This is a genomic window from Corynebacterium tuberculostearicum, from assembly GCF_046097255.1.
Classification (GTDB): Bacteria; Actinomycetota; Actinomycetes; order Mycobacteriales; family Mycobacteriaceae; genus Corynebacterium; species Corynebacterium tuberculostearicum_J.
Window position 1 is genome coordinate 540,015 of record NZ_CP175770.1, and the last position, 21,478, is coordinate 561,492.

19 protein-coding genes and 2 pseudogenes are annotated in these 21,478 nt (G+C 59.6%); 9 read left to right on the top strand and 12 right to left on the bottom strand.

The genetic code is table 11. From position 1 onward, the window contains the following. Positions 1-25 precede the first annotated feature (25 nt). From rsmG to ACKFRY_RS02775, 4 genes are read left to right on the top strand one after another with little or no spacing between them, the layout of a single operon-like run. Positions 26-625 carry a 16S rRNA (guanine(527)-N(7))-methyltransferase RsmG gene (rsmG, locus tag ACKFRY_RS02760; protein WP_225747357.1) on the top strand — a complete coding sequence of 200 codons (600 nt, stop codon included), beginning with the start codon at positions 26-28 and terminating at the stop codon, positions 623-625. 10 nt (positions 626-635) lie between these two features. Further along, complete coding sequence (locus ACKFRY_RS02765) at positions 636-1,484, top strand: ParA family protein (protein WP_005326017.1); 849 nt, start codon at positions 636-638, stop codon at positions 1,482-1,484. A 6-nt stretch (positions 1,485-1,490) separates the two neighbouring features. Beyond that, positions 1,491-2,531, top strand: coding sequence for a ParB/RepB/Spo0J family partition protein (locus ACKFRY_RS02770; RefSeq protein WP_250411830.1), 1,041 nt, complete (start codon positions 1,491-1,493; stop codon positions 2,529-2,531). Positions 2,532-2,540: 9 nt separating this feature from the next. Further along, entirely contained in the window at positions 2,541-3,119 is a 579-nt protein-coding gene (locus ACKFRY_RS02775; protein ID WP_198492269.1) for a hypothetical protein, read from the top strand. Between the two features lie 9 nt (positions 3,120-3,128). Here the strand turns inward: ACKFRY_RS02775 and ACKFRY_RS02780 are convergent, their stop codons facing one another. From ACKFRY_RS02780 to ACKFRY_RS02810, 7 genes are all read right to left on the bottom strand, one after another. Beyond that, positions 3,129-4,310, bottom strand: a complete 1,182-nt coding sequence (locus ACKFRY_RS02780; protein ID WP_040425444.1) for an N-acetylmuramoyl-L-alanine amidase — start codon at positions 4,308-4,310, stop codon at positions 3,129-3,131. An 87-nt stretch (positions 4,311-4,397) separates the two neighbouring features. After that, a complete protein-coding gene (trxA, locus tag ACKFRY_RS02785; protein ID WP_005326021.1) occupies positions 4,398-4,721 on the bottom strand; it encodes a thioredoxin in 324 nt (107 codons plus the stop codon). Between the two features lie 6 nt (positions 4,722-4,727). Next, positions 4,728-5,654 carry a thioredoxin-disulfide reductase gene (gene trxB, locus ACKFRY_RS02790; protein WP_005326896.1) on the bottom strand — a complete coding sequence of 309 codons (927 nt, stop codon included), beginning with the start codon at positions 5,652-5,654 and terminating at the stop codon, positions 4,728-4,730. 84 nt (positions 5,655-5,738) lie between these two features. Next, positions 5,739-6,287, bottom strand: coding sequence for an RNA polymerase sigma factor (locus ACKFRY_RS02795; protein WP_005326897.1), 549 nt, complete (start codon positions 6,285-6,287; stop codon positions 5,739-5,741). Between the two features lie 82 nt (positions 6,288-6,369). Next, positions 6,370-8,895 carry an aminopeptidase N gene (gene pepN / locus ACKFRY_RS02800; protein ID WP_408923146.1) on the bottom strand — a complete coding sequence of 842 codons (2,526 nt, stop codon included), beginning with the start codon at positions 8,893-8,895 and terminating at the stop codon, positions 6,370-6,372. A 252-nt stretch (positions 8,896-9,147) separates the two neighbouring features. After that, entirely contained in the window at positions 9,148-9,381 is a 234-nt protein-coding gene (locus ACKFRY_RS02805) for a hypothetical protein (protein WP_150850460.1), read from the bottom strand. A 4-nt stretch (positions 9,382-9,385) separates the two neighbouring features. Next, on the bottom strand, positions 9,386-9,958 hold the full coding sequence (locus tag ACKFRY_RS02810; protein WP_150850461.1) for a hypothetical protein: 573 nt from the start codon (positions 9,956-9,958) through the stop codon (positions 9,386-9,388). Between the two features lie 240 nt (positions 9,959-10,198). Here ACKFRY_RS02810 and ACKFRY_RS02815 point away from each other — a divergent pair. After that, positions 10,199-10,399, top strand: a pseudogene (locus ACKFRY_RS02815) (IS256 family transposase); the annotation flags it as partial. A gap of 190 nt (positions 10,400-10,589) precedes the next feature. Here ACKFRY_RS02815 and ACKFRY_RS02820 read toward each other — a convergent pair. From ACKFRY_RS02820 to ACKFRY_RS02840, 5 genes and pseudogenes are all read right to left on the bottom strand, one after another. Beyond that, positions 10,590-11,015, bottom strand: coding sequence for a hypothetical protein (locus ACKFRY_RS02820; protein ID WP_150850462.1), 426 nt, complete (start codon positions 11,013-11,015; stop codon positions 10,590-10,592). Positions 11,016-11,301: 286 nt separating this feature from the next. Then, on the bottom strand, positions 11,302-11,835 hold the full coding sequence (locus ACKFRY_RS02825) for a YceI family protein (RefSeq protein ID WP_408923147.1): 534 nt from the start codon (positions 11,833-11,835) through the stop codon (positions 11,302-11,304). A gap of 183 nt (positions 11,836-12,018) precedes the next feature. After that, positions 12,019-15,447, bottom strand: a complete 3,429-nt coding sequence (gene murJ, locus ACKFRY_RS02830) for a murein biosynthesis integral membrane protein MurJ (protein ID WP_408923148.1) — start codon at positions 15,445-15,447, stop codon at positions 12,019-12,021. A gap of 18 nt (positions 15,448-15,465) precedes the next feature. Continuing rightward, positions 15,466-17,661: a DUF6049 family protein gene (locus tag ACKFRY_RS02835; protein WP_408923149.1), complete on the bottom strand. Its 2,196-nt coding sequence runs from the start codon at positions 17,659-17,661 to the stop codon at positions 15,466-15,468. Further along, positions 17,661-18,164, bottom strand: a pseudogene (locus ACKFRY_RS02840) (NUDIX hydrolase); the annotation flags it as partial. The gene ACKFRY_RS02835 and the pseudogene ACKFRY_RS02840, both read right to left, overlap by 1 nt. 178 nt (positions 18,165-18,342) lie before the next feature. Here ACKFRY_RS02840 and ACKFRY_RS02845 point away from each other — a divergent pair. From ACKFRY_RS02845 to ACKFRY_RS02860, 4 genes are read left to right on the top strand one after another with little or no spacing between them, the layout of a single operon-like run. Then, entirely contained in the window at positions 18,343-19,779 is a 1,437-nt protein-coding gene (locus ACKFRY_RS02845) for a CCA tRNA nucleotidyltransferase (RefSeq protein WP_239282568.1), read from the top strand. After that, positions 19,779-20,375 carry a YqgE/AlgH family protein gene (locus ACKFRY_RS02850; RefSeq protein WP_150850467.1) on the top strand — a complete coding sequence of 199 codons (597 nt, stop codon included), beginning with the start codon at positions 19,779-19,781 and terminating at the stop codon, positions 20,373-20,375. The genes ACKFRY_RS02845 and ACKFRY_RS02850 overlap by 1 nt, the downstream gene beginning before the upstream one ends. 39 nt (positions 20,376-20,414) lie before the next feature. Continuing rightward, positions 20,415-21,143: an AzlC family ABC transporter permease gene (locus tag ACKFRY_RS02855; RefSeq protein WP_200435899.1), complete on the top strand. Its 729-nt coding sequence runs from the start codon at positions 20,415-20,417 to the stop codon at positions 21,141-21,143. After that, positions 21,144-21,476: a branched-chain amino acid transporter permease gene (locus ACKFRY_RS02860; RefSeq protein ID WP_200435898.1), complete on the top strand. Its 333-nt coding sequence runs from the start codon at positions 21,144-21,146 to the stop codon at positions 21,474-21,476. Positions 21,477-21,478: the final 2 nt, after the last annotated feature.

A 21,478-nucleotide genomic window follows, 5' to 3' on the forward strand; every position in this document is an offset into this window, starting at 1 on the left:
GGAGGAGAACCCCATCGTGTCCGAGATGGACCCGTCAGTAGTATTCGGCTCCCGCTTGCCCCTCGCGCAGGCTTACCATGATTCGCTCGCTACAGACGGGTCCACTCGTGGTTTTATAGGCCCCCGCGAGGTGCCACGCTTGTGGGAAAGGCACATTATTAACTGCGCCGTCGTCAAGCAAGCAATCCCGGAGGGCGCCACGGTTATCGACGTCGGCTCAGGGGCCGGATTGCCCGGCATTCCGCTGGCCATTGCGCGCCCGGACCTGCAGATCACCCTGATCGAGCCGCTGCTCAAGCGCTATAACTACCTCAACGAAGTCGTAGAAGAGCTTGGCCTAGACAACGTGACGGTCCTGCGTGGCCGTGCCGAGGAAGGCCCGATTAAAAAGGCCGTGGCGGGAGCAGACGTGGTCACCTCCCGCGCCGTCGCGCCCCTGGGCAAGCTGGCGAAATGGTCGCTGCCGCTCGTGCGCAAGGGTGGTGAAATGATCGCGCTGAAGGGTTCTTCGGTACACGAGGAACTGGAACGCGATGCCGCTGATATTAAGAAGGCCGGCGGTGGAAAGGCCGAGGTCAGCACCATCGAGGGAACCACGATCATTCGTGTCCCGCGCGTGAACTAAAGTAGACGGCATGACTAATCCGCGCCTTATCACCATTGCTAACCAGAAAGGCGGCGTAGGCAAAACCACCTCCGCCGCCAACTTGGCCGCAGCGCTAGCCACAGAGGGCAAAAAAGTGCTGGTGATCGACCTCGACCCGCAGGGAAACGCCTCCACGGCCATGGGCGCGGAACATAATTCCGGCACCGATTCCAGCTATGAGGTGCTCCTTGGTGATTGCACCGCCGAGAAGGCCATGCAGCCCTCCTCGCACAACGAGAACCTCTTTTGCATCCCCGCCACCATTGATCTGGCCGGCGCGGAGATTGAAATGGTCTCCTTGGTACGCCGTGAATTTCGGCTGTACGACGCCCTACATAATGGCTTCCTTGAAGAGCACGGCTTTGAATATGTCTTCATTGATTGCCCGCCATCACTGGGTTTGCTCACCATCAACGCCATGACGTGCGCTGAAGAGGTCATCATCCCGATTCAGTGCGAGTATTACGCCCTGGAGGGCGTGGGCCAGCTGCTGGGCAATATCTCCATGATTCGCGAGCACCTCAACGAGGATCTGCATATTTCCGCCGTGCTGCTGACCATGTATGACGCCCGCACGCGCTTGGCCGAGGACGTGGCCGATAACGTCCGCGAACAGTTCGGAGCCGTGGTGCTGGCCAATGTTATCCCGCGCTCCGTGCGCGTTTCCGAGGCGCCGGGGTACGGTACTACGGTTATTGATTACGCTCCCTCGTCCACCGGTGCCCGCGCCTACCTTGCGGCCGCGCGCGAGCTTGACCGGCGTGGCGATTACCGCCCGCACCCGACCACCGGGGCGATTGGCGTGAGCCCAGAGATTTACGCGGAATTGGAAGGATAGGAACTCATGGCAGAACAGAAGCAAGGCGGCCTTGGCAAAGGCCTAGCCGCACTCATCCCGTCCGGTCCTGATGCTCCTACCCGCAAGCCGCGCCTGGGTGATTCCGCCGCGGATATTATTTTGGGCAATTCCACCCCGCAGCCGGGCCGGAAGGGCGGCGAAGGCAAGCGCGTAAAGGGCGCCCCCACCATTCAGCAGGGTTCTGGCTCTAAGTCCTCCAAGAAGCGCCAGGCCACCCCGGCTCCTATCGGTGCGACCTACCGTGAGATTTCCATTGGGGATATCATCCCCAACCCGAAGCAGCCGCGCACGGTCTTCGACGAGGATGAACTCGGTGAGCTCGTCCACTCGATCCGCGAGTTTGGCCTGTTGCAGCCCGTGGTCGTTCGTCCTTCCGAGGAAGGCGGCTTCGAGCTCATCATGGGTGAGCGTCGTTGGCGTGCTTCCTCCAAGGCGGGCTTGGCCACGATTCCGGCGATCGTGCGCGATACCAAGGATGACAACCTGCTGCGCGATGCTTTGCTGGAGAACATCCACCGCGTACAGCTCAATCCCTTGGAAGAGGCACACGCCTACCAGCAGCTGCTGGAAGAGTTCGGCGTTACCCAGAACGAGCTGGCGGATCGCATTGGCCGTTCGCGCCCGCAGGTGACCAATATGCTGCGCCTGCTCAAGCTGCCGGTAGAGGTACAAAAGCGCGTAGCTGCTGGTACGCTATCTGCCGGCCACGCGCGTGCGCTATTGTCCTTGGATGACACCGAGGCCATGGAATACATTGCCAACCGCATCATCGCGGAGGGCCTGTCCGTACGCGCCACCGAGGAGGCAGTCACCCTCTACAAGCGCGATGGTAAGCCGGCCGAATCCAAGAAGAAGCAGCCGGCACCGCAGCCGCAGTACTTTACCGATTCCGCTGAGCGCCTGTCCGATCGCTTCGATACCAAGGTCACCGTGACCATGGGCAAGCGCAAGGGCAAGATGGTCGTGGAATTTGGTGACCAAGAAGATTTCGAGCGCATCATGACGCTCATTGAGGGCCAGCACTAAACCGGGGCGATGATCCTCGAGCCGGTACGCGAAGGCGCGCGCATTCACCGCCAGGCTGCGCGCAGCACCTTTTGGGAGCTGGAGGCCTCCGTGGTCGATCCCGCCTTTGAAAAGGAAGCGTGGCTGGCTACTACCCTGCTCTCCTTTGGTCAGTGCGGCTTTACCGTGGGCGAGGACGCCACCATTCTCTTTTGCTCCCGCGAGGATGCTGCCGGCGCCGCCAAGCTTCCCACCGCCCCCATTTCAAACGATGCGGAGATCATTACCTCGCTCTTCGTTAAGGCACATTTAATGGGGCGTGGCATTGAAGCAGTGCTTGTCGACGCCGCCATTATGCACCTCACCAACCGCGGCAGCACCGCCGTGGAGGCCTTTGGCTATTACGGCGATCCTGCGGCAGCGGCGGATTTCTTGGGCCATAAACCGGCCTATATTGGGCTGATGTCTTATGAGACTTTGCGCTCCGCCGGCTTTGAGGTAGCCGCTGATCACCCAGTACTCCCCCGCTTGCGGCTCGAGTTGCCGCCAGAGCACGATATGCTCAGTGCGGCAGCTGCCGAAGACCTTTTAGCCCGCGCCTTGGCCTAGATTCTAGGCCTAGGCCTGCTCGGCCTGGAGCAGCTCGGAGAACTTATAGGTGCCGGTTACGGCGGTGTCCTGCTCCATGAGGTACATGCGCTTTACGGCAATCACGATCGCCTCCGCAATGTCATCGCGGCGGGACGGGTTGGTGAGGATCTTTATGTCCTCTGGGTTGGTCAGGTAGCCCAGTACGATCTGGATGACCGGCATCTGGGTCAAGCGCAGCAGGTCCCAGGTGCGGCCGTGGTTGCCGCAGTCCAGCAGCTCAGTGCGCGCGACAATCTCGCGCTGGATGAAACCGGAAAGGGTCTCACCAATGAGTGAGGAGTTGCCGGATTCGGACCCGAAGTAGAAGGTGGCAACACCATTGGCCTTCTCATTGGGGTAGGAATCGCAGGCTAGGGAAATGACCATGTCCGCATCGAAGGCGTTAGCCAGTTCGGCGCGGGACTTGACGTCCGCATCGGAGGTCCGAGGACGGGAGATGATGGTCTCCATGCCTGCGGCAATCATGCGCCCCTCGATGCGCTGGGTGAGGTCCCACAGGATTTCCTGCTCGGAAATATCACCGAAGCGACCCTTGACCAACTGGCCGGCGTCGCCGCCGCTCAAGGCGGGATCGATGACAACGCGCTTGCCCGCCAGCTTAGGGCCGGCATTGCGGACGCGCTCACGCTCTTGGATATTGTGCGCGGAACCACCGGTAATACGGCGGCCGAGCAGTCCAAGGGCGCGGATGGTGGCCGGGCCGCACACACCATCTTCTTGCAGGCCGCAGTTGTGCTGATATTCCTTCAGGGCCGCGTGGGTATTAGTACCGAAGTGGCCGTCTACCCGCTGCTGGTAGAAGCCGAGCTCCTGCAGCTGCTGCTGGAGCTGCGAGATATCGTCACCCACCAGCTCATTCGCAGGCTCGTAGCTAAGGACGCGGCTGCCGAGTGTGTATGAGGCTTGGCGCAGTTCGCGCAGGGTGAGATCGTCGATTTCGCCCGTGGGCACGATACCGCGGGATTGCTGGAAGGCCTTGAGGACCTCAGACAAATTGGCATCAAAGCTCTTGTCACTCTCGGAGTACTTCTGCTTCTTCCACGCAGAAAGTTCCCCCTTGAAATCTGACAAGAGGCCGAGACGGGCCAAGGTAGCGCGAGCCTCAGCTACACGCACGCTTGTATCGCCGACTCGAAGAACGCGATTCACGCCTTATACCCCTTTCACAGCCCGCTTTAGTTAGGGCCGCATTCCAGAATTTCTACACGCTTAATCTAATAGGAATTAGATTAACAGTTAAAGCTGCTTTTTCACTTGCGCCACGATGTCATCTTTAGAACGCAGACCCACAAATTCGTCTACCTTCTCGCCGTGGTTGAAAATCAGCACATTGGGGATGGACATGATCTGGAACATGGCGCCTAGGTTGCGCTCTTCATCGACGTTAACCTTGGCGACGGTGACTTGGCCGTCCAACTCCTCCGCTACCTCTTCCAGGATGGGGGAAAGCTTCTTGCACGGGCCACACCACTCGGCCCAGAAGTCGACGATGACGGGCTTATCGGACTCGATGACGTCCTTACGGAACGTATCGGTGGTTACTTTCTTGACGTTGCTCATACTGAATTAACGGTTTTCTGCGAGGAAATGTTCCGCATCAATTGCCGCACGGCAACCGGAGCCGGCCGCGGTAATTGCCTGCTGGTAGTGGTCATCCACCAAGTCACCGCAGGCGAAAACGCCTGGCAGGGAGGTCTTGGTGGTGGGTTGTTCAACTACAACATAGCCGTTGTCATTGAGCTTGACCTGATCATTGAGGAAGGAAGAGCGCGGATCATGGCCAATTGCTACGAACATGGCAGTGACGTCCAAAGTGGAAGTCTCGCCGTTGGTGACGTCCTTGAGTTTGAGTCCGCCGACCTTGCCATCGGCTTCAATAACTTCTTCGACGACCTTATTGGTCTCCCACTTGATCTTTTCGTTGGCCTGGGCGCGCTCCAGCATGATCTTGGAGGCGCGGAAGTTCTCGGAGCGGTTCACAATGGTGACAGAGTCCGCGAACTTGGTGAGGAAGGTAGCCTCCTCCATGGCGGAGTCGCCGCCGCCGATAACGGCAATATTGTGGCCCTTGAAGAAGAAGCCATCGCAGGTAGCGCAAGTGGATACGCCACGGCCGGAGAGTTCTTCCTCACCGGGAACGCCGAGGTGGCGCGGGGCGGCGCCGGTGGCGAGGATAACGGTGCGGGCCTCAAAGAGCTCGTCACCCACGTGCAGCTTTTTAATATCGCCTTCCAGCTCTACGGAGTCAACGACCTCCATGCGGAGATCCGCACCGAAGCGGATGGCCTGGGCGCGCATTTCTTCCATGAGCTCTGGGCCCATGATGCCCTTTTGGAAGCCGGGGTAGTTTTCTACCTCGGTGGTATTCATAAGCTCTCCGCCGTACTCGAAGCCCTCGAAGACAATCGGGTTGAGCTCGGCGCGTGCCGCGTACAGCGCGGCGGTGTAACCGGCAGGGCCGGAACCTACGATGGCAACATCGTGGACGGTCATTGCTAACTCCCTTAAATCAGAGTGTGGTTTCGCGTAACGCCCTGAGTCTACCCGCCGCGCTGACAAACGTCGGTATTAGCAAACTCACCCCATGGCGGCGCGTAGGACTTCCCTCGCTCGGGCGCGGCGGGATTTGATGGTGCCGGGCTTTACCCCTTGGGCGGTGGCAACTTCGCCGACGCGGAATCCGGCGACGTCGGTAAGCACCAGCGCCTCGCGCTGATCCTCCCGCAGCAACTGCATTGCCTCGCGCACCACCAGCTGCTCCGCTAGGTTTTCGGAAGGGTTATGCGCGAGCAGCGGGTTGCGATCGTCATCAAAGTCCTCCGCATCTAATGAAGCATTTTCCCTGTTAGAACGGTGGTTCAAGTAGTCATAGCCAGAGTTTTTCACCAGCCGGTGCAGCCAGGTCGATAGCGCAGACTCGCGGCGATAGGAGTGCAGGTTGCAGCTGGCGCGCAGGAAGGCTTCCTGGACCACATCTTGGGCATCGTGATCGTTTCTGGTGTAGCGCCGCGCTACCGTGGTCAGCCGCGTGCGGTGGCGTTCCACGATGGCGGAAAAGGCCTTATTGTCCCCCTCAATAAAAGCATCAACTAGTTCTTCGTCACTGCGGTCATGACTGAGCGTCATATGTAGATTCCCCCCGGATCAACAACTGTTATACACAGTGTGGCCCGAGGGGAATTAGGGCGCGAGCGCTGGGCGGTACAGTCTATTGACCAGCCCGCACGCGTAGGGTGCGCCGCAGGTTATCGCGGCATTCCAGCAAGATGCGGCGCAGCGCTCCTGGCAGCTCCCGGTGCAGCAGGCGCGTGGTGGCGGCATCGGCCATCGGCAACTCTGGGTAGAAGCCGCGGATGAGGCGGTTAGCAATCTCAATCGGGTGCGCGGCCCAGATGTCTTCCACGCGGGAGAAGAACTCCTCCGCAAAGGCCTCCTGCAGGCTAGCTGAGCGCGGGGCATTGAAACCGGCGACCAGTGCGTCGACCTCGGCATTGGAGTATGCGCCGGGCGTGAGGGCCTTATCGAACGCGGAGCGCTTGGTCTCCGGCGTGGGGAAGGCGTGGCTGGCGCCGAGGAATTCGGTAGCGCCGGTCAGCGTATTATCGCGCTGCTTTTCCTCTTCGAGCTCGGCCGGGGTTACGGCATTGCGGGCCGCGAGGGCGCGCAAGATCGACCAGCGGATTTCGGGGTCCACGCGAAGGCCGGCAATGTCACCGGAGAGCAGGGCCTTAAGGCGCGCGGTGCCGGACTCCTCCGGCGTTGCGGCGAGTGCGCGGATGGCGGCGCGAGCGAGCACAAGCTGCGCGTCCGAGGCTGGTTCGGCCTCGTCCAGATGGCCCCAGATCGCCTCGGCATAGTCGGTGCGGACCTGCTCGCGGTCGGCGTCTGCAACATAGTGGGCAATGGCAAAATTGGCATTGGCGCAGGCAGCAGCCAGCAGCGTCGTGTTGGTCTCGTAGGCTTCGTGCTTGACGACGACCCCCACATAGTCAATCGCCGACATTTCCCCATCGCGGGTGAGGTTCCACAGGGCGGTCCAGATTACCGCGCGGGTCAATTCATCCTCGATGTCGGTCAGGCGCTCACTCGCTGTGTCTAGGGAGGCCTCGTCGAAGCGGATCTTGGCGTAGGTATGGTCGGCGTCGTTAAGCAGCAGCAATGCCGGGGCCGGAAGGCCTGCCGCTTCATCGATGATGGTGCGGGTGGTGCCATCGCCGCCGGGGAGATCGATGTCGATCTCGCGGTACTTGTGCAGGGACGCATCAAAGAGCGAAGCGGTCAGGCGGTGCGGTCGGGTGACGTCCTCGGCGTCTGCACTGATGGCCAGCTCCGCAATTTTCTCGCCTTCGGTGTGCAACTCCGGGGTGAGGGTGTCCGGGCCCCAGGTGCGCAGCCAGGCCTGCGACCAGGCATCAAGATCGCGGTCCGTGTGCTTCTTGAGCGCCTGCAGGAGGTCATCAAAGGTGGCGGCGGCAAAGGCGTGCTCTTGGAAGTAGTCGCGCGCCCCGGCGTAGAAATTATCGCGGCCGACGTAGTGCACCAGTTGCTTGAGCACCGCCGCTCCCTTGGCATAGGTGATGCCATCGAAGTTCTGGCGTGCGGCATCCACGTCCGGGATCTCCGCCTTGATGGGGTGCGTGGTAGGCAGCTGATCCTGCAGGTAGGCCCAATTTTTACGGGCGCCGGCAAAATTGGCCCAAGCCTCGGCGTAGTCGGTGCCGTGCACGGAAGAATCCGCGCCCATGAACTCCGCGAAAGATTCCTTAAGCCATAGATCATCCCACCACTGCGGAGTGACCAGATCACCGAACCACATATGGGACATCTCGTGCAGAATGGTATTTGCACGGCCGGCATGCTGCGCGCGGGTAGCGCGGGAGCGGAAGATGTAGTTCTCCGTAAACGTCACCAGGCCGGGATTTTCCATCGCGCCGAGGTTGTATTCGGGTACGAAGATGGAATCGTACTTGCCCCACGGATAGGGATAGCCAAAGTTCTGGTGGAAAAAGTCCATGCCTTGGGCGGTAAGTCCTAGGATTTCGTCGTCTAGGTGCTCAAACATGGACGCGCGCGCAAAGGCGCGCAGCTGTGCCGAGTGGCTGCCATCCGGGGCGGTCCAGGTGCGCTCTTGGTACTGGTAGGGGCCAGCGGCGAAAGAAGTCAGGTACGTCGACAGTGGCGGGGTCGGCGCGAAGGTAACGGTGGCTAACTCCCCCTCCTCGCTGCGTTCGACTTCCGGTTGGTTGGAAAGGATCTGCCACTTTTTCGGTGCGGTCATGCGCACGTGGAAGACGGCCTTGAGATCCGGCTGCTCCAGGCAGGGGAAGATGCGGCGGGCGTCGGAAGGCTCGAGGTGTGAATACAGGTAGGTCGCGTCATCGGCCTGATCGTGCATCCGATGCAGACCCTGGCCGGTGCGCGAATAGCGCGAGTGGCCGGTGACCTCGATGGCGAACTCCTCCCCTACCGGCAGGCCGTGGAGCCGGATGATGCTGCCATCAAAGTCCACCTCCTGCGGGGTGCCATTGACCTTGACCTCCGCGACGGATTCGCCCAGGTAATCAAGGAAAAGCTCGGGTTCGCTGCTGCTGAGCTCGAGGCGGGTAGTCACGCGGTAGGTGGGGCTATCGAGTACCTCTGAGAGGTCAAGGTGGAGGTGATAGGCGCGCAGGTCCACCGTCGCTGCGCGTTCTTGGAGCAACTCGTGCTGCGTCTTAGTTTGTGGTGCGGTCATATCTACGAACTATAGTTACCGCCGTCACGTAGGGTGCGGGGTTGGGGTCCTAAGCTCCGCTGCCTTTTAGGGCCCCATTACCCGCTGGGTAATGGGGCCCGCTGTGGACCTGTTGGATCAGTTTTGTCCGGCCCACACTCTTCAAGTGGCGCAAGATGTCAGTCACTATTAGCAGGCGTTACACCACACTAAAGGACGCAACCACTGCGCTGTCACTCTTTTGCCTATCTGGTATTTACAGTCCCAGTATTTTTAGCTGACCGATTTTAGTAATCTAACCAAGAACAAGACTAGAAAAATAATCCCGCAGGCTGTAGCGGCAATGAACATTTGTTGAGCTTGCTCAAGCAGCCGTGTTGCCTCGTCCAATGCATCTCCAGTGTGAATATAGGTCAGTGCATTGTGGGTTGCATTAAATCCGATGGCGAATCCTACGCAAGTTATTAGCAACGCTATCAGCTCGAGCAGCTGAAGAAGTAATTTCATTTGTTTAACCTATGTGGTGGCACTGCTCACCCCGGAACTTACCAGCGATGTACAAGCGCGCACATTGCTGCGAACCGGATTTCACATAAACATTATGTGGTCCATTATCGGCCACGGCACCAAAACCGCAGCCCGTGTGGGTTTTGCCAACAAAAGTACGGTAGATTTGTGCCCCGTTGCGATTTTGATAGTCGACTCGCCAGTTGCAAACAGTTGAAGGGACCCGATACTGCACCCCTTCATTCTCAATATGGTTCCGAGAGCCGATTATCCTATGCTGCAATTCTCCTGTGGTGACTTTGAAATTGTTTCCTTTGTAAGTGAAGCCAAACCCGTTGATTGGTTGATATCCAGAGGCGCTGAGGGGCTGAATTGCTTTCCCAGGGGCACTGTTTTCTTTTGGCACATAGTTATACGCTGTAGGGTCAACACTTTGGACCTCTCCTCCTTCAATAATCTGGTAAGAGGCCTTTTCTACAGAAGGGGCGGATTTTACATCGGCGGCATTGGCTATCCCTACTGATGTAACAGTAGATGCAGCAGCCAACACGGAAACCATTAAGAATTTTTTAATCATATAAAAACTATGTCATGGCTTCCTGTGCTCCGCAACTTCTGCCGCATGGTTTGCGTCACACTTGAGCATCATCTGAGATGGCCCACTTCTTGCCCTAGTGGGGGTTGTCTGCAAATCGTGGATACGTTGTAGGGTTACCTAGTGGTTGGGCGGCTATTTCTTTTTTGCTGGTGGTTAGACCAATTGGGTTCTCGAGGTCGACAGGGCTGACCATCCCGAGTGTGGAGTGCCGGCGGTCTGGTCCAGTCGCTCAACGCTGAATTGCGTAAATCCACCCGTAACAGGGGGCAACTCCCGAACGACACTGCGGCGCTGAAAGCGCTGTGGCTAATGATCTCCAACATCGAAGAGAAGCGCGCTGCCCAGCGAGCGAAGAAAGCGAAGCGCGACATTGAATGCAACAGCTTTATTGAAGGGGTAAAAGCCACCGAGTGGAAATAAGCTATCAACCAACTAGCCGTCGCTTGCCCAGACCGATTTGCTGACTACTTGTAAACCAAACTCCGCACACAAAGAAACGGACACCCTCAATTAAATCGTAAAATCGTGATGCAAGAAAAGTGACCTTAACTAACTGCTTTCGTTAAAGTCACTTTTGTTTGTGGTAATGATTTTCATCGACTGGACAAGATTAACCGATGGCACAAACTAACCAGTTGGTGCCGCCGCGGAAATCGCGGGCGCGACTCCCCTGCCCTCGTGTGAATGTCACGTCCTGGCACTCGTTTGCACTTACGAGGCCTGACGTTTTGAGTGCTCCATCTCTCACATGACGATGCATGATTGGGCGGCGCGACAGTCTGAGGTTGAGTACCTCGAGAAATCTTCTGTGCGATCCAATCGATTTTTCTTGATGCTCCTGTAAATGCTCTAGGCCGAGACTTTTGTCAGAGACTCCCAACACGATGTAGCCGACTCCCGCATCTGTGTTGGAAAACCAGGTCGTTTCATCAATGAGAAACTCTATGAGGGTCGCTTCAGGATTTTGATTTCTGGGGAAACGGGCAGGATTTTCTTTGAAATTCAACAGTTGGCTTTCTTGGCTATTCCCAGTCATTCCTGATTGGATAGCTGCAAGAGCGGCGAGGATACTTTCTAATTCTGCCTCTCAAATGGGTGCATGGTAGCGCAAGTTGTTTGAAACAACTCGACAACAACTAATGCAATTTAGTCGAGTCTATAAGACGATATCTGCAGGTAAAAACTACAAAACAAAGTTGTTTCAAGTTGTTTTGGAATTGACCAAGTGAATGGAGTGCTATTCCGCATGAAGAAAAAGCCCGCAGCCAAAGGTGGCTGCGGGCCAAGAGATGCTCTAGACCTTAGTGTCTAAGGCTGCCGGCCTACTGCTTGATAGCGGAGACCTCGAGCTCAATCTTGATCTCCTCGGAGACCAGCACGCCGCCGGTCTTCAGCGGAGCGTTGAAGTCGATGCCGAAGTCCGTGCGGTTGATCTTGGTGGTTGCCTCGAAGCCCAGGCGGGTATTGCCAAATGGGTCCTCGGCGGTAGCAACGTCTTCAACGTCGAGGTCGACGGACTTGGTGGTGTCCTTAATGGTGAGGTCACCGGTGACGGTGCCATTGCCATTTTCATCAACGTTGAGGTTGGTGGCCTTGAAGGTGATCTCCGGGTACTGCTCTACCGCGAAGAAGTCCTCGTTCTTTACGTGTGCATCGCGGTCATCGTTGCCGGTGGAGATGGAAGCGGTGCGGATGGTTGCCTCAGCAGCGGACTCGGCGATGTTCTCGGCCACGGTGATGGTGCCTTCGAAGTCTGCGAAGTTACCGCGAACCTTGGTGACCATCGCGTGCTTGGCGACGAATCCGATAACGGTGTGGGCTGGGTCTAGTGCGTAGGTACCTGCTGCGAGGGACATGATGAATACTCCTAAGGCTGTTGTTTTCGTTACATCCCACAGTGTAAGTACCACTTCTAAATAGTCAACACGTGAAGTAAAAAATTTTTGAGTGTGCAGGTCAAAGAAGTTTGATTGGGAAGAATTTAAAAAAGAAGGCCGAATCGAGGGTCGTGTTCCTCGATTCGGCCGTGTGGGTTGTGCCTAGGGCTGCCCGACGAGACCAATGTCTGCGATGGTTGCCTTATCGGACTTGGGCAGCTTGGTGATCATGAGGAGGAGGCCGTCGAATTGCTCGGTGGTTTCCTCCAGCTCGATATCTTCCTTGCCGGCTTCGAACTTGCCCCTGGCCAGTTGATGCAGGGAGCCAGCTTGTGGGTTCTCCGGATTGAAGCTGTCCTGATTTACGCCATAGACGGCGTACCTCGCCCCAGTGGAGTTGGACTGCACCACCGGCAGGACCGCAAGGTGCGTGGGCGTATCCAAAGTGACGAGGACGCCGGTGTCCTCCTCGGCGGTGGACCACGTGGTGGCCGTTTTGCCGTCGATAAGCGCTGCATCGTCTTGGTTATCGGGGACGGTAACCGCAGAGGAAGGCTGGAGACGCACCGGCGGGGTATCCGGAATGTCCGTGCTGCCATGGATGGTCTCGCTGACCGGGTTGGATGCCTCCACATTGCTGAGCAAGGACATGATCCAGGTGGTGAGCGCGGCCATTGCTACGACGAAGATGGTGGCGAAGATGCCGATGACGATGACGCCGGAACCGGAATAACCGCGGCCGCCAAAGCCGGGTTCTTGCGCCGGGTCATCCTCTTGATCCGGTTCTACCTGTGCCTTCACCGGCAGGGCCTCAGGTGCTTCTTCTGGCTCTTCCGGAGCGAAGTCGCGCAGGCGCTGGGCGATGCCGGCCAAGGTTAGCGCCTGTGCCTCTTGCAGCTCCTCCATCTTTTCCTCGCGGCTGTCCTCATCAGCACTATCGAGTCCGTAGTGCGCATCTTCGACGCGCTGGGCGGCCTCGTCCGCGGGAAGGTTGGCGTCCTCAGAAATATCGCGCAGCTTCTTCGGCGAAGGCTCCGTGGACTCTACGAGCAGCTCGAGGGCGGAGCTTAGAGCCTCGCGGTCGGTAGCGGCGGAGGTGCCATCCAGCACGGCGGGGAAGGCAACCTTGACCACGCCATCGGTAGAAACGCGGAAACGATCGCGGTGTTCCACGCCGAGGATGAGGCCGGCATCGTGGGCAGCGGCGGCGTCAGCAAATAGCGGTGCAGTAGCACGAGCCACGGAATGGGGATCGAGGTTATCGGCCTCAGCCACCTGCTTAAGGGAGGTGCCCTCAAACCAATCCGCCACTACCAGGCAGCCAGTGCGATAAGACAGAACTTGGATATTATCCGCCACGGTATCGAGCTCCAGCTCGGCAAGGCGGCGGGTATTGCGCGAAATCTCTGCGGAGCGACGGGCTGCAACTCCCGGCGTCGCCGGCGCAATTGGCGCCAGGCTATTGGTATCGACGAACGTCAAGGCGACCAGGCGACCGGTGGACTGTTCGCGTGCCTGCCAGAACTGCGCACCAGTGACCGCACCGTGATCTTGGAGCAGGCGGAAGCGACCATCCGATACCGGGGCACCCGGCACGAGGCGTGGTCCGCGGACGATGCCAGCGGACATCGGCGGCGGTACCAGGGTGGCGTTGAAGGCGTCCTGGGAGAATACCGGTTGAATTTCCGGTACGTCGGGCTCCTCCAGCTCGATGGCCTTGGAAGAATCGACCTTGATGAAGCGGGACATGCCCGGGATGCGCTGTAGGGCACGGGCCAGGTTCTGGACCTCCGGCAAGGAGGACTTGGACAGCACCAGGCCGGTGGCGATGAGGAAGATGATGCCAAGCACCGCGACCTTGATCAGCGAGACGATGGACGGCAGATTCTCCGGGAGGAGCCAATTCACGCCCCAATACAGCGCCCAGGAGACGACCAAGCCCACTAGGCCGGCACCGGAAGCCCACAGCACGGTTTGGGTGACGGCCTTGCCGCCGAGGCTACCGAGCTTGCGCTTGAGCAGGAAGCCGCCAATGACCGCACCGGAGACGAAGCCAAAGCCATTGGCCGTACCAAGCAGAATCACCACGCGGTCCGGGTTGGACGTCATCAATGGTGCCAAGAGCGTGAGGACGATCTTGGTCAGCGTGATGCCGGCGATGATGAAGGTAGGCGTCCAGGCTTCCTCGCGGGCATAGAATACGCGCAGGTGCAGCAGCACCAAGGCATACGGGATGAGCGTGAAGGCGGAGAAGCTGATGGTCAGGCCGAGCTGCTCGGCGCTTTCGGCGCCGTAGGCACCGTACTGGAAGAGGGCGCGGGCGATAGGAACGCCGAAGCCGGTCATGAAGATGACGATGGGGATAAGCGCGATGAAGGTCAGCTTGGAGCCCAAGGTGAGATCGCGGACCACGGCATCTACATCGCCGTCGGCGGCGTTGCGGGACAGGCGCGGCATAATCGCCGTCAGGAGCGTCACGCCGATAACGCCATAAGGCACCTGCAGCATGAGCCAGGCATTCTGATAGACCAGCGGGGCGCCGGCATCCGCATAGGCGGCCACGCGAGAGGTGACCACGTAGCCCAGCTGGGAGATGGCCACATAAGTAATAATGGCCAAAGCCATGCCGCCGAATTGCTTGATGCGGGCATCCAAGCCCCACTTAGGGCGCAGATTAATTCCGGCCTTCTTGAGATACGGCAATAGGATGAGGCACTGCACCATGACCGCTGTGGTGGTGCCCAAGCCCAAGAGCATGACGTGTGGATCGGCCACCGGCGTGGGTTCATGCGGGTCGAGCTCGCCTGGCAGGAAGCGATAAGCCAGCAGCACGCTAATGGAGATGAAGTTATTGATCACCGGCGCCCAGGCGCCCGGACCAAAGACATTCTTGGTATTAAGGACGGCCTGGAAGAGGGCGAAGAGGCCGTAGAAAAGAATCTGCGGCAGCAGCAAGAAGGCCAAGGAAGTTGCCTGTACGGCATTGGCCTTGGAATCTTCCGGCAGCATCATCCTGGTTAAGAAGGGTGCTAGCACCACTGAGGCGATGGTAACTATGCCCAGGATGGAAAAGGCCAGGGTAAATAGCCGCCGGACAAAGGTCTCACCGCGGTCCGTGTCTTCCTTTTCGGCCCGCACGAGGACGGGCACGACCAGAGAGGTCAGCACCGCACCCAAAACGATCTCGGTGACGAGGTTGGGGATCTGGTTGGCGCTACTAAACGCAGTTCCCACCGTGGCGCCGAGCGTGGCGCCGATGAGCATCTGGCGCAAGAAGCCAGTGATGCGGGACAGCAGCGTCGCGATGGCCATCGTGCCTGTTGCGCGGATGACATCCTGATTGGATGATTCATTGTCCGCGTTGCGTCCAGTGAGCGCGGACTTATCCTCCTCAGGAGGAACGGTGGTGTCCTTCACCGCTGGGGTGGGGCGCTTTTCTGGTACCGGAGCGGGAGGAGAGGCCTGGACGATGCGGCCGCGGGCACCCGCCGGGGCGGGGTGCTCTGCCGGCACGGCGGCATCCTTCGGGTCAACTACACCCGCAGGTGACTTCTCCACGTGTTCGGCCTCGCGGCCAGTCTTATCAGTCATAGAGGATACAACTTCAACTTACTTTTTAAGCCTTTGTGATTTTTTGCGCCGATGGCGGCCTAGCCGGAAGAGCGTGGCTAAGACCAGCGCAAGGGCGCCGGCTATGCCGACGCCATACACGCCTACGATACCGGCACGCGTTTGCACAGCGATATTGATGGGCTCGGAGATGGTTTGCTTTTCTGGGGTAGCAAGCCATAGGCCAATGTCCGTGCGATCGGCGTCCTTAGGCATATCGGCGGTCATGGATACAGTAATAGAGCCCTTGGCCGGAATACGGACGCTCTTGGGTGTGTTGAGGCGCGCGCCATCGGGGGCATCGTATTGCAGCTTGGCCTCCACCGGTAGTGGCAGGCCATTTTCTGCCACGATGAGCAGCGGCGATGACTCAGATACGCGGGTATAGACATTGCCCGGTGGGATAAGCGCCACAGAAGAACGCAGGTCCCGCAGCGTATCCGAATGCACGTCCATCGTGTCAGTGAACCGGCGCTGCGCCTCAGCATTGCTTCCCAAGCTATCGCGGTTGGTCAGCGAGAGGGCGGCGAGCAGATCCCGGCGCAAAGGCAGGACGAATTCATAGCGAGTGAGCGCGATATCTGGATCATCGACCATGATATTCATCAGCTCATCGGTATAGCGGGCCTGCTGCTCCACGCGGACGATATCGGATTCGGCAAAGGCGGCGGGATCGCTAAAGGGGCTGCCGGGCAGTGAACCGGGCTCCGCGGTCTCCTGCTTTAGGCTGCCGACGGTGCGCGGATGGGACTTACCGGAAGCGATGAGCGCCTCGGCAGAGTCGAGTGCGTACTCGGCCGCGCTGGGATCCAAGTAATTGGGCAAGCGTGCCACGGTGTCATCGCTCGCGGCCAAGCTCAGTGCGGCGCCGCCGGTGATGGCACGAGAAAGATCGGAATCGAGCGAGTAATCGTAGCGCAGCTCTGGGTTGGAATAGCCCACCGTCTGTGGTTTGGAACCGGTTTGGGCGAGGAGGGCGCCCAGGGAGGCGTCGAAAGTCACGGCGCGGCCAGGCCACGAAGTATTATCCGCCACCAATGCGGGCAGGGGAAGCTGCTGGTCCACATAGCCGGAGCCGACCGCGAGCACGGTGGTGGCCGGCTTGGCACCGAGAATTCGCTCGATGGTGTGATTGCCGCGTTGCAGTCCCTCGTAGGTAAGGAAGGGATTATTCGCCTTGGCCACGGAGGAAGCATTGGCATTCGCCCACGGCATAGACATAAAGCAATCGAGCTCGCGCAGGCGCTTGAGCCAGCGGGCAGCATCCTCTTTCCCCGTGCCGGGTTCGAGGTGCACATCGTCCTCGTTAGTAAACCACGAATCGCGCAGGCGCTTAGGGCGCTCGGCTTGAGGTGGGCGGGCCGAACCTACCTTATAGCCCTCCGCCATGCGGTTGACCGTATCCAAGAGGGCGGGATCGATGGCTACGCAGCCTGCCCCGCGCAGATCGTGGCTGGCATACGTGCTGACCAATCGATCGAGCCGGCCGCCCTCCGCCAGCTCATCGGCCAGCTCATCAGAGGAGAGGATAAGGTCCTCTCCCCCAGCGCCGCCTGGTACCGAGTCAATATCGGCGCTGATGGGATAGATCACGGTGAGATCGTGGGGTGTGGGATCCGAGGGGGCATCGCCAAGCGCCTGCTTCTTCCCCTTTATTTGGCCTACGAGGCGCTCCTCCGCAAAGCTGACCGCCTCGCCGCCTACGGTGCCGGTGAGGGTAAACAGCAGCGGATAGGAGCCAGGCTCTTCGATGGCCAGGGTCTGCTCGCCGTGCAGGGAGGTAGGAACCTGGAAGGTGACCTCCCGGGATTCGCCCGGCTGCAGGGGCGCGGTGGTGGTGCTGGGACCGTAATACGGGAACTCGCCGGTGGCCAACTGCGTGCGGGCCTGCGCGGTATCCTCCACGGCATCGCCGCGGCGGCTCGTGAGCTGGAGATCCTCCATGGTTTCATCGGTAGGATTGTGCAGCCGGAAGGTCAGTTTGAGGTCTTTGCCCACGGAAAAGGGCTCGGCCGCAAGGAGATCAAGGTCGGCCCGCTCCGGCCCGCGCGCGCCCAACCATGCCTGGATATCCTGCTGCTTTTCGGCGGCCGAGTCCATCTGCGCGGCGGCTTCTGGTAGCGGCAGGCACAATCCCCACCCCGCTACCGCCATGCAGCCGCCCACGGCGGCCCAAGACTTCAGGCGCTGGCGCATTACCGTGGCGTCACTTTCCCCGCCGCGGCTTCCTTTCGTGCGAGATCGGGAAGGAGATCATGCGCGATGCGCGCCAGCTTGCGCTCATCGGCGTAGGCCAAGTGCTCGATGAGTTCGGAGACGGGGATCCACGAGACCTCGGTGACCTCTGGATCCTCATCGTTCATAATGCCGTCCACAAAACGCAGCAAGTGGTGGTGCACGGTTTTATGAATGCGTACCCCATCAGAGACGAACCAGTAATCAATCATGCCGAGGTCCGCAAAAACCTCACCAGAAATGCCGGTTTCTTCCCATACCTCGCGTTCAGCGGTGACCTCCTTGGCCTCGCCATTTTCCACGTGGCCCTTAGGCATGGACCACAGCAGGCGCCCGCGGCGGTCGAGGCGGCCGATGAGCGCCACATAGAGCCGGGAAAGGTCGACATTGCCATTGGCATCGACGCACTCCGCCAAGCCGGAGACAACGAGGCCGCCCGCGGAGGTTTCATCGCGGGTTTCCATGGCCGTGGATTGGCCATTGCCACCGCGGTAGGGCTTGCGCTGCTGGGTGGTGCGGCGCGCGCGATTATCCGGCCGGCGGCGCCGCCTGCGCCGAGACCGGTTGCGGTTGCGGCCGCCTCCCTTGGAGGGGCCCTGTTCTTGGTTAGTCATCCCTGCCAATCGTAGTAGACTCTCACCCGTGAATTTTCAGGACACTCAGCTAATCGGCGTTCTTGCCCGCGCGGAATCCACCGTTTCTTCCCTCAGCAGCCTGCTGGGTGGGCTGGTGGAGAAATTTGCCGCGCGCGGCTACTCGCTCTACCTCGTGGGCGGCTCTGTGCGCGATGCGCTTTTGGGCCGCTTGGGAAATGACCTGGACTTTACTACCCCGGCCCGACCTGAGGTGGTCAAGGAGATTCTCGATGAGTGGGCCGAAACCGTGTGGGATACCGGCATAGACTTCGGTACCGTCTCCGCGGCCTACAAGGGCCAGCAGATTGAGATCACTACCTTCCGCTCCGATTCTTATGACGGCCAGTCCCGCAATCCAGAGGTGGTTTACGGCGACACCTTGGAAGGCGATCTTGTCCGGCGCGACTTCAAGGCCAATGCGATGGCCATTGAGCTGCTTGCCGACGCCTCCTTTAAGTTCCACGATCCCCTCCATGGCCTCCAAGACATAGCTGACCGGGTGCTCGATACCCCGGATAAGCCGGAGATCTCCTTCCACGATGATCCGCTCCGCATGCTGCGTGCGGCTCGCTTTGCCTCTCAGTTGGAATTCCGCGTGGCCGATCGCGTCGTGGAGGCTATGCGGGATATGGCTGGCGAGATCCAGCGCATCACCGTGGAGCGCGTGCAGGTGGAGCTGGATAAGCTCATCTGCGGCACGGCCCCGTGGGATGGCATTGATCTACTGGTATCTACGGGAATCGCGGACTATATTTTCCCCGAGATCCCCGCGCTCCGCATGACCGCGGACGAACACGCGCAGCACAAGGACGTCTATGCGCACTCGCTCAAGGTGCTGAGCCAGGCCATGGACCAGGAAGAAGATGGTCCAGACCTCGTCCTGCGCTGGGCGGCGCTGCTGCACGATATTGGCAAGCCGGACACCTTTGATAACACCGATGGCAAGGTCTCCTTCCACCACCACGAGGTGGTGGGCGCCAAGCTCGCCCGTAAGCGCCTGCGCAAGTTGAAGTATCCCAAGGCCACCACGGAGTCCATCGGCCAGTTGGTGTACCTACACATGCGCTTCCACGGGTTTGGGGAAAATCAGTGGACCGATTCCGCCGTGCGCCGCTATGTCACCGACGCCGGCGATCTCCTCCCCCGCCTGCACAAGCTGGTGCGCGCCGATTGCACCACCCGAAATGCCAAGAAGGCCCGTCGCCTCCAGCGCACCTACGATCAGCTGGAAGAGCGCATCGAAGAGATTGGCCGCAAGGAAGACCTGGCGCGCGTGCGTCCAGACCTCGACGGCAACGAGATCATGGAGATCTTAGGCCTCCAGCCCGGCCCTGAGGTGGGCCAGGCGTGGTCCTATCTCAAGGAGCTGCGCCTCGAGCATGGCCCCCTCGAGCGCGAGGAAGCGATTGCGAAGTTGCGCGAGTGGTGGGATTCTAAACAGTGATGTTTGCCGATAGATTATTCAACGCCCTCGAGCGCAATGACCCCGCCCCCGGCCAGCTGCTCATCGCCGCTCCGGGCATGCTTTCGCCGGAATTCGCCCGTTCCGTCATCCTCGTCATTGAGCACAATGACATGATGACCTTCGGCGTGGATCTGACCAAGCGCTCCGAGGTGGCGATTTTCAATGTGCTGCCAGAATGGCTTCCCGTTGTGGCCAAGCCGCAGGCGCTGTACATCGGCGGCCCGCTCAATCAGCAATCCGTCGTAGGACTCGCGCAGACCAACCAGGGCGTCGATCCGGACAAGCACGACCGACTCACCCGCCTCGCCCCGCGCCTCGCGCATGTGGATCTACGTGCCGACCCAGAAGAGATTGAGCCCTTGGTCTCAGGCATGCGCATGTTTGCCGGCTATGCCGAGTGGGGCCCGGGCCAGTTGGAGGAGGAAATCGAGGCCGGCGAATGGTTCGTCTCCCCTGCCCTGGCCCAAGACGTTATTACGCCGGGCCCGGCCGACCTCTGGTCCGATGTTATGAAGCGCCAACCCATGCCGTTGCCGCTGTACTCCACCTACCCTGTCAACGTGGAAGACAATTAATTCCTATCGCGCTGCAGGCAGTGGGCTACACTAGCCCGCATGCGTGAGGATATTTCACAAGGTTTGGGGGATACCTGGGCCGCCGCCATCGGCCTCATTCCCCTCGGCCTAGCCTTCGGCCTGCTCATGGTCCAACCCGGCTTCAGTTGGTGGTGGACGCCGATTTTTTCCATCGTCATCTACGCCGGCTCGATGGAGTTCCTGGCCATTTCCATGGTCACCGGCGGCGCCACAGCCGTGGCTTCCCTGGTTACCGGATTCATGGTGAACTTCCGCCATATTTTCTATGGTCTCACCTTTCCTCGCCACCGCATTAACTCGCGCCTGGGCAGGGCTTATTCCACCTACGCGCTTACCGACGAAACCTATGCCATCGTCTCCTCCCTACCCACCGATGACCGCCCGACCGGGGCCCGGATCCTCACCATCCAAATTTTTTGTCAAGCTCTGTGGGTAGGCGGTGGCATTGTCGGTGCTCTCGCCGGTCAGGTGATTCCCTCTACCGTGCAGGGCATGGAATTCGCCCTAGTGGCGCTCTTCGTCGTACTGGCGATGGATTCCTTCCGCAATAACCAGGACTTCTCTTTACCCCTAAGCGCGGCTCTGGTGGGGATTCTCGCGGCCGCCTTCGCCCCTGGTCAACTCCTCATGGTGGCCCTGAGCGCCTACTTCATCCTGCTGATTATTCGGTACCTATCTCCACGCGTCGATGCGGCTTTTACCTTGCGTAGGCGAGGCGACCTTAAGCGACTCCGGGAGGGGTGCTAAATGCCGGCTGGAGTCACCCTTGCTTCCATCGCGGCCGTCCTAGTTCCCGTCGGCCTCATTACCGTTGTACTACGCCAACTTCCTTTCTCCTTTGTGAAATGGATGAAGGATAGTCAGTTCTTTTCCTTGCTCGGCATGATGATGCCTGTGGGCGTGATGACCATCTTGGTCGTCTATACCGTCCACGGGCAGTCCAGCGCCCCCGGTGGCATCTGGGCGGCTCTCCTCGGAGTGGTGGTCACCTTCCTGCTTCACCTGTGGAAGCGGGACTCAGCGATGTCCATCTTCGGAGGAACCGCCTTCTATATGCTCCTCGTCAACGTAGTCTTTTAGCC

Bases quoted from the DNA above. Each gene is read 5' to 3' on its own strand.
- rsmG (WP_225747357.1), top strand. From the start codon at position 26: ATGGACCCGTCAGTAGTATTCGGCTCCCGCTTGCCCCTCGCGCAGGCT.
- ACKFRY_RS02765 (WP_005326017.1), top strand. From the start codon at position 636: ATGACTAATCCGCGCCTTATCACCATTGCTAACCAGAAAGGCGGCGTA.
- ACKFRY_RS02770 (WP_250411830.1), top strand. From the start codon at position 1,491: ATGGCAGAACAGAAGCAAGGCGGCCTTGGCAAAGGCCTAGCCGCACTC.
- ACKFRY_RS02775 (WP_198492269.1), top strand. From the start codon at position 2,541: ATGATCCTCGAGCCGGTACGCGAAGGCGCGCGCATTCACCGCCAGGCT.
- trxA (WP_005326021.1), bottom strand. From the start codon at position 4,721: ATGAGCAACGTCAAGAAAGTAACCACCGATACGTTCCGTAAGGACGTC.
- trxB (WP_005326896.1), bottom strand. From the start codon at position 5,654: ATGACCGTCCACGATGTTGCCATCGTAGGTTCCGGCCCTGCCGGTTAC.
- ACKFRY_RS02795 (WP_005326897.1), bottom strand. From the start codon at position 6,287: ATGACGCTCAGTCATGACCGCAGTGACGAAGAACTAGTTGATGCTTTT.
- pepN (WP_408923146.1), bottom strand. From the start codon at position 8,895: ATGACCGCACCACAAACTAAGACGCAGCACGAGTTGCTCCAAGAACGC.
- ACKFRY_RS02805 (WP_150850460.1), bottom strand. From the start codon at position 9,381: ATGAAATTACTTCTTCAGCTGCTCGAGCTGATAGCGTTGCTAATAACT.
- ACKFRY_RS02810 (WP_150850461.1), bottom strand. From the start codon at position 9,958: ATGATTAAAAAATTCTTAATGGTTTCCGTGTTGGCTGCTGCATCTACT.
- ACKFRY_RS02820 (WP_150850462.1), bottom strand. From the start codon at position 11,015: ATGACTGGGAATAGCCAAGAAAGCCAACTGTTGAATTTCAAAGAAAAT.
- ACKFRY_RS02825 (WP_408923147.1), bottom strand. From the start codon at position 11,835: ATGTCCCTCGCAGCAGGTACCTACGCACTAGACCCAGCCCACACCGTT.
- murJ (WP_408923148.1), bottom strand. From the start codon at position 15,447: ATGACTGATAAGACTGGCCGCGAGGCCGAACACGTGGAGAAGTCACCT.
- ACKFRY_RS02835 (WP_408923149.1), bottom strand. From the start codon at position 17,661: ATGCGCCAGCGCCTGAAGTCTTGGGCCGCCGTGGGCGGCTGCATGGCG.
- ACKFRY_RS02850 (WP_150850467.1), top strand. From the start codon at position 19,779: ATGTTTGCCGATAGATTATTCAACGCCCTCGAGCGCAATGACCCCGCC.
- ACKFRY_RS02855 (WP_200435899.1), top strand. From the start codon at position 20,415: ATGCGTGAGGATATTTCACAAGGTTTGGGGGATACCTGGGCCGCCGCC.
- ACKFRY_RS02860 (WP_200435898.1), top strand. From the start codon at position 21,144: ATGCCGGCTGGAGTCACCCTTGCTTCCATCGCGGCCGTCCTAGTTCCC.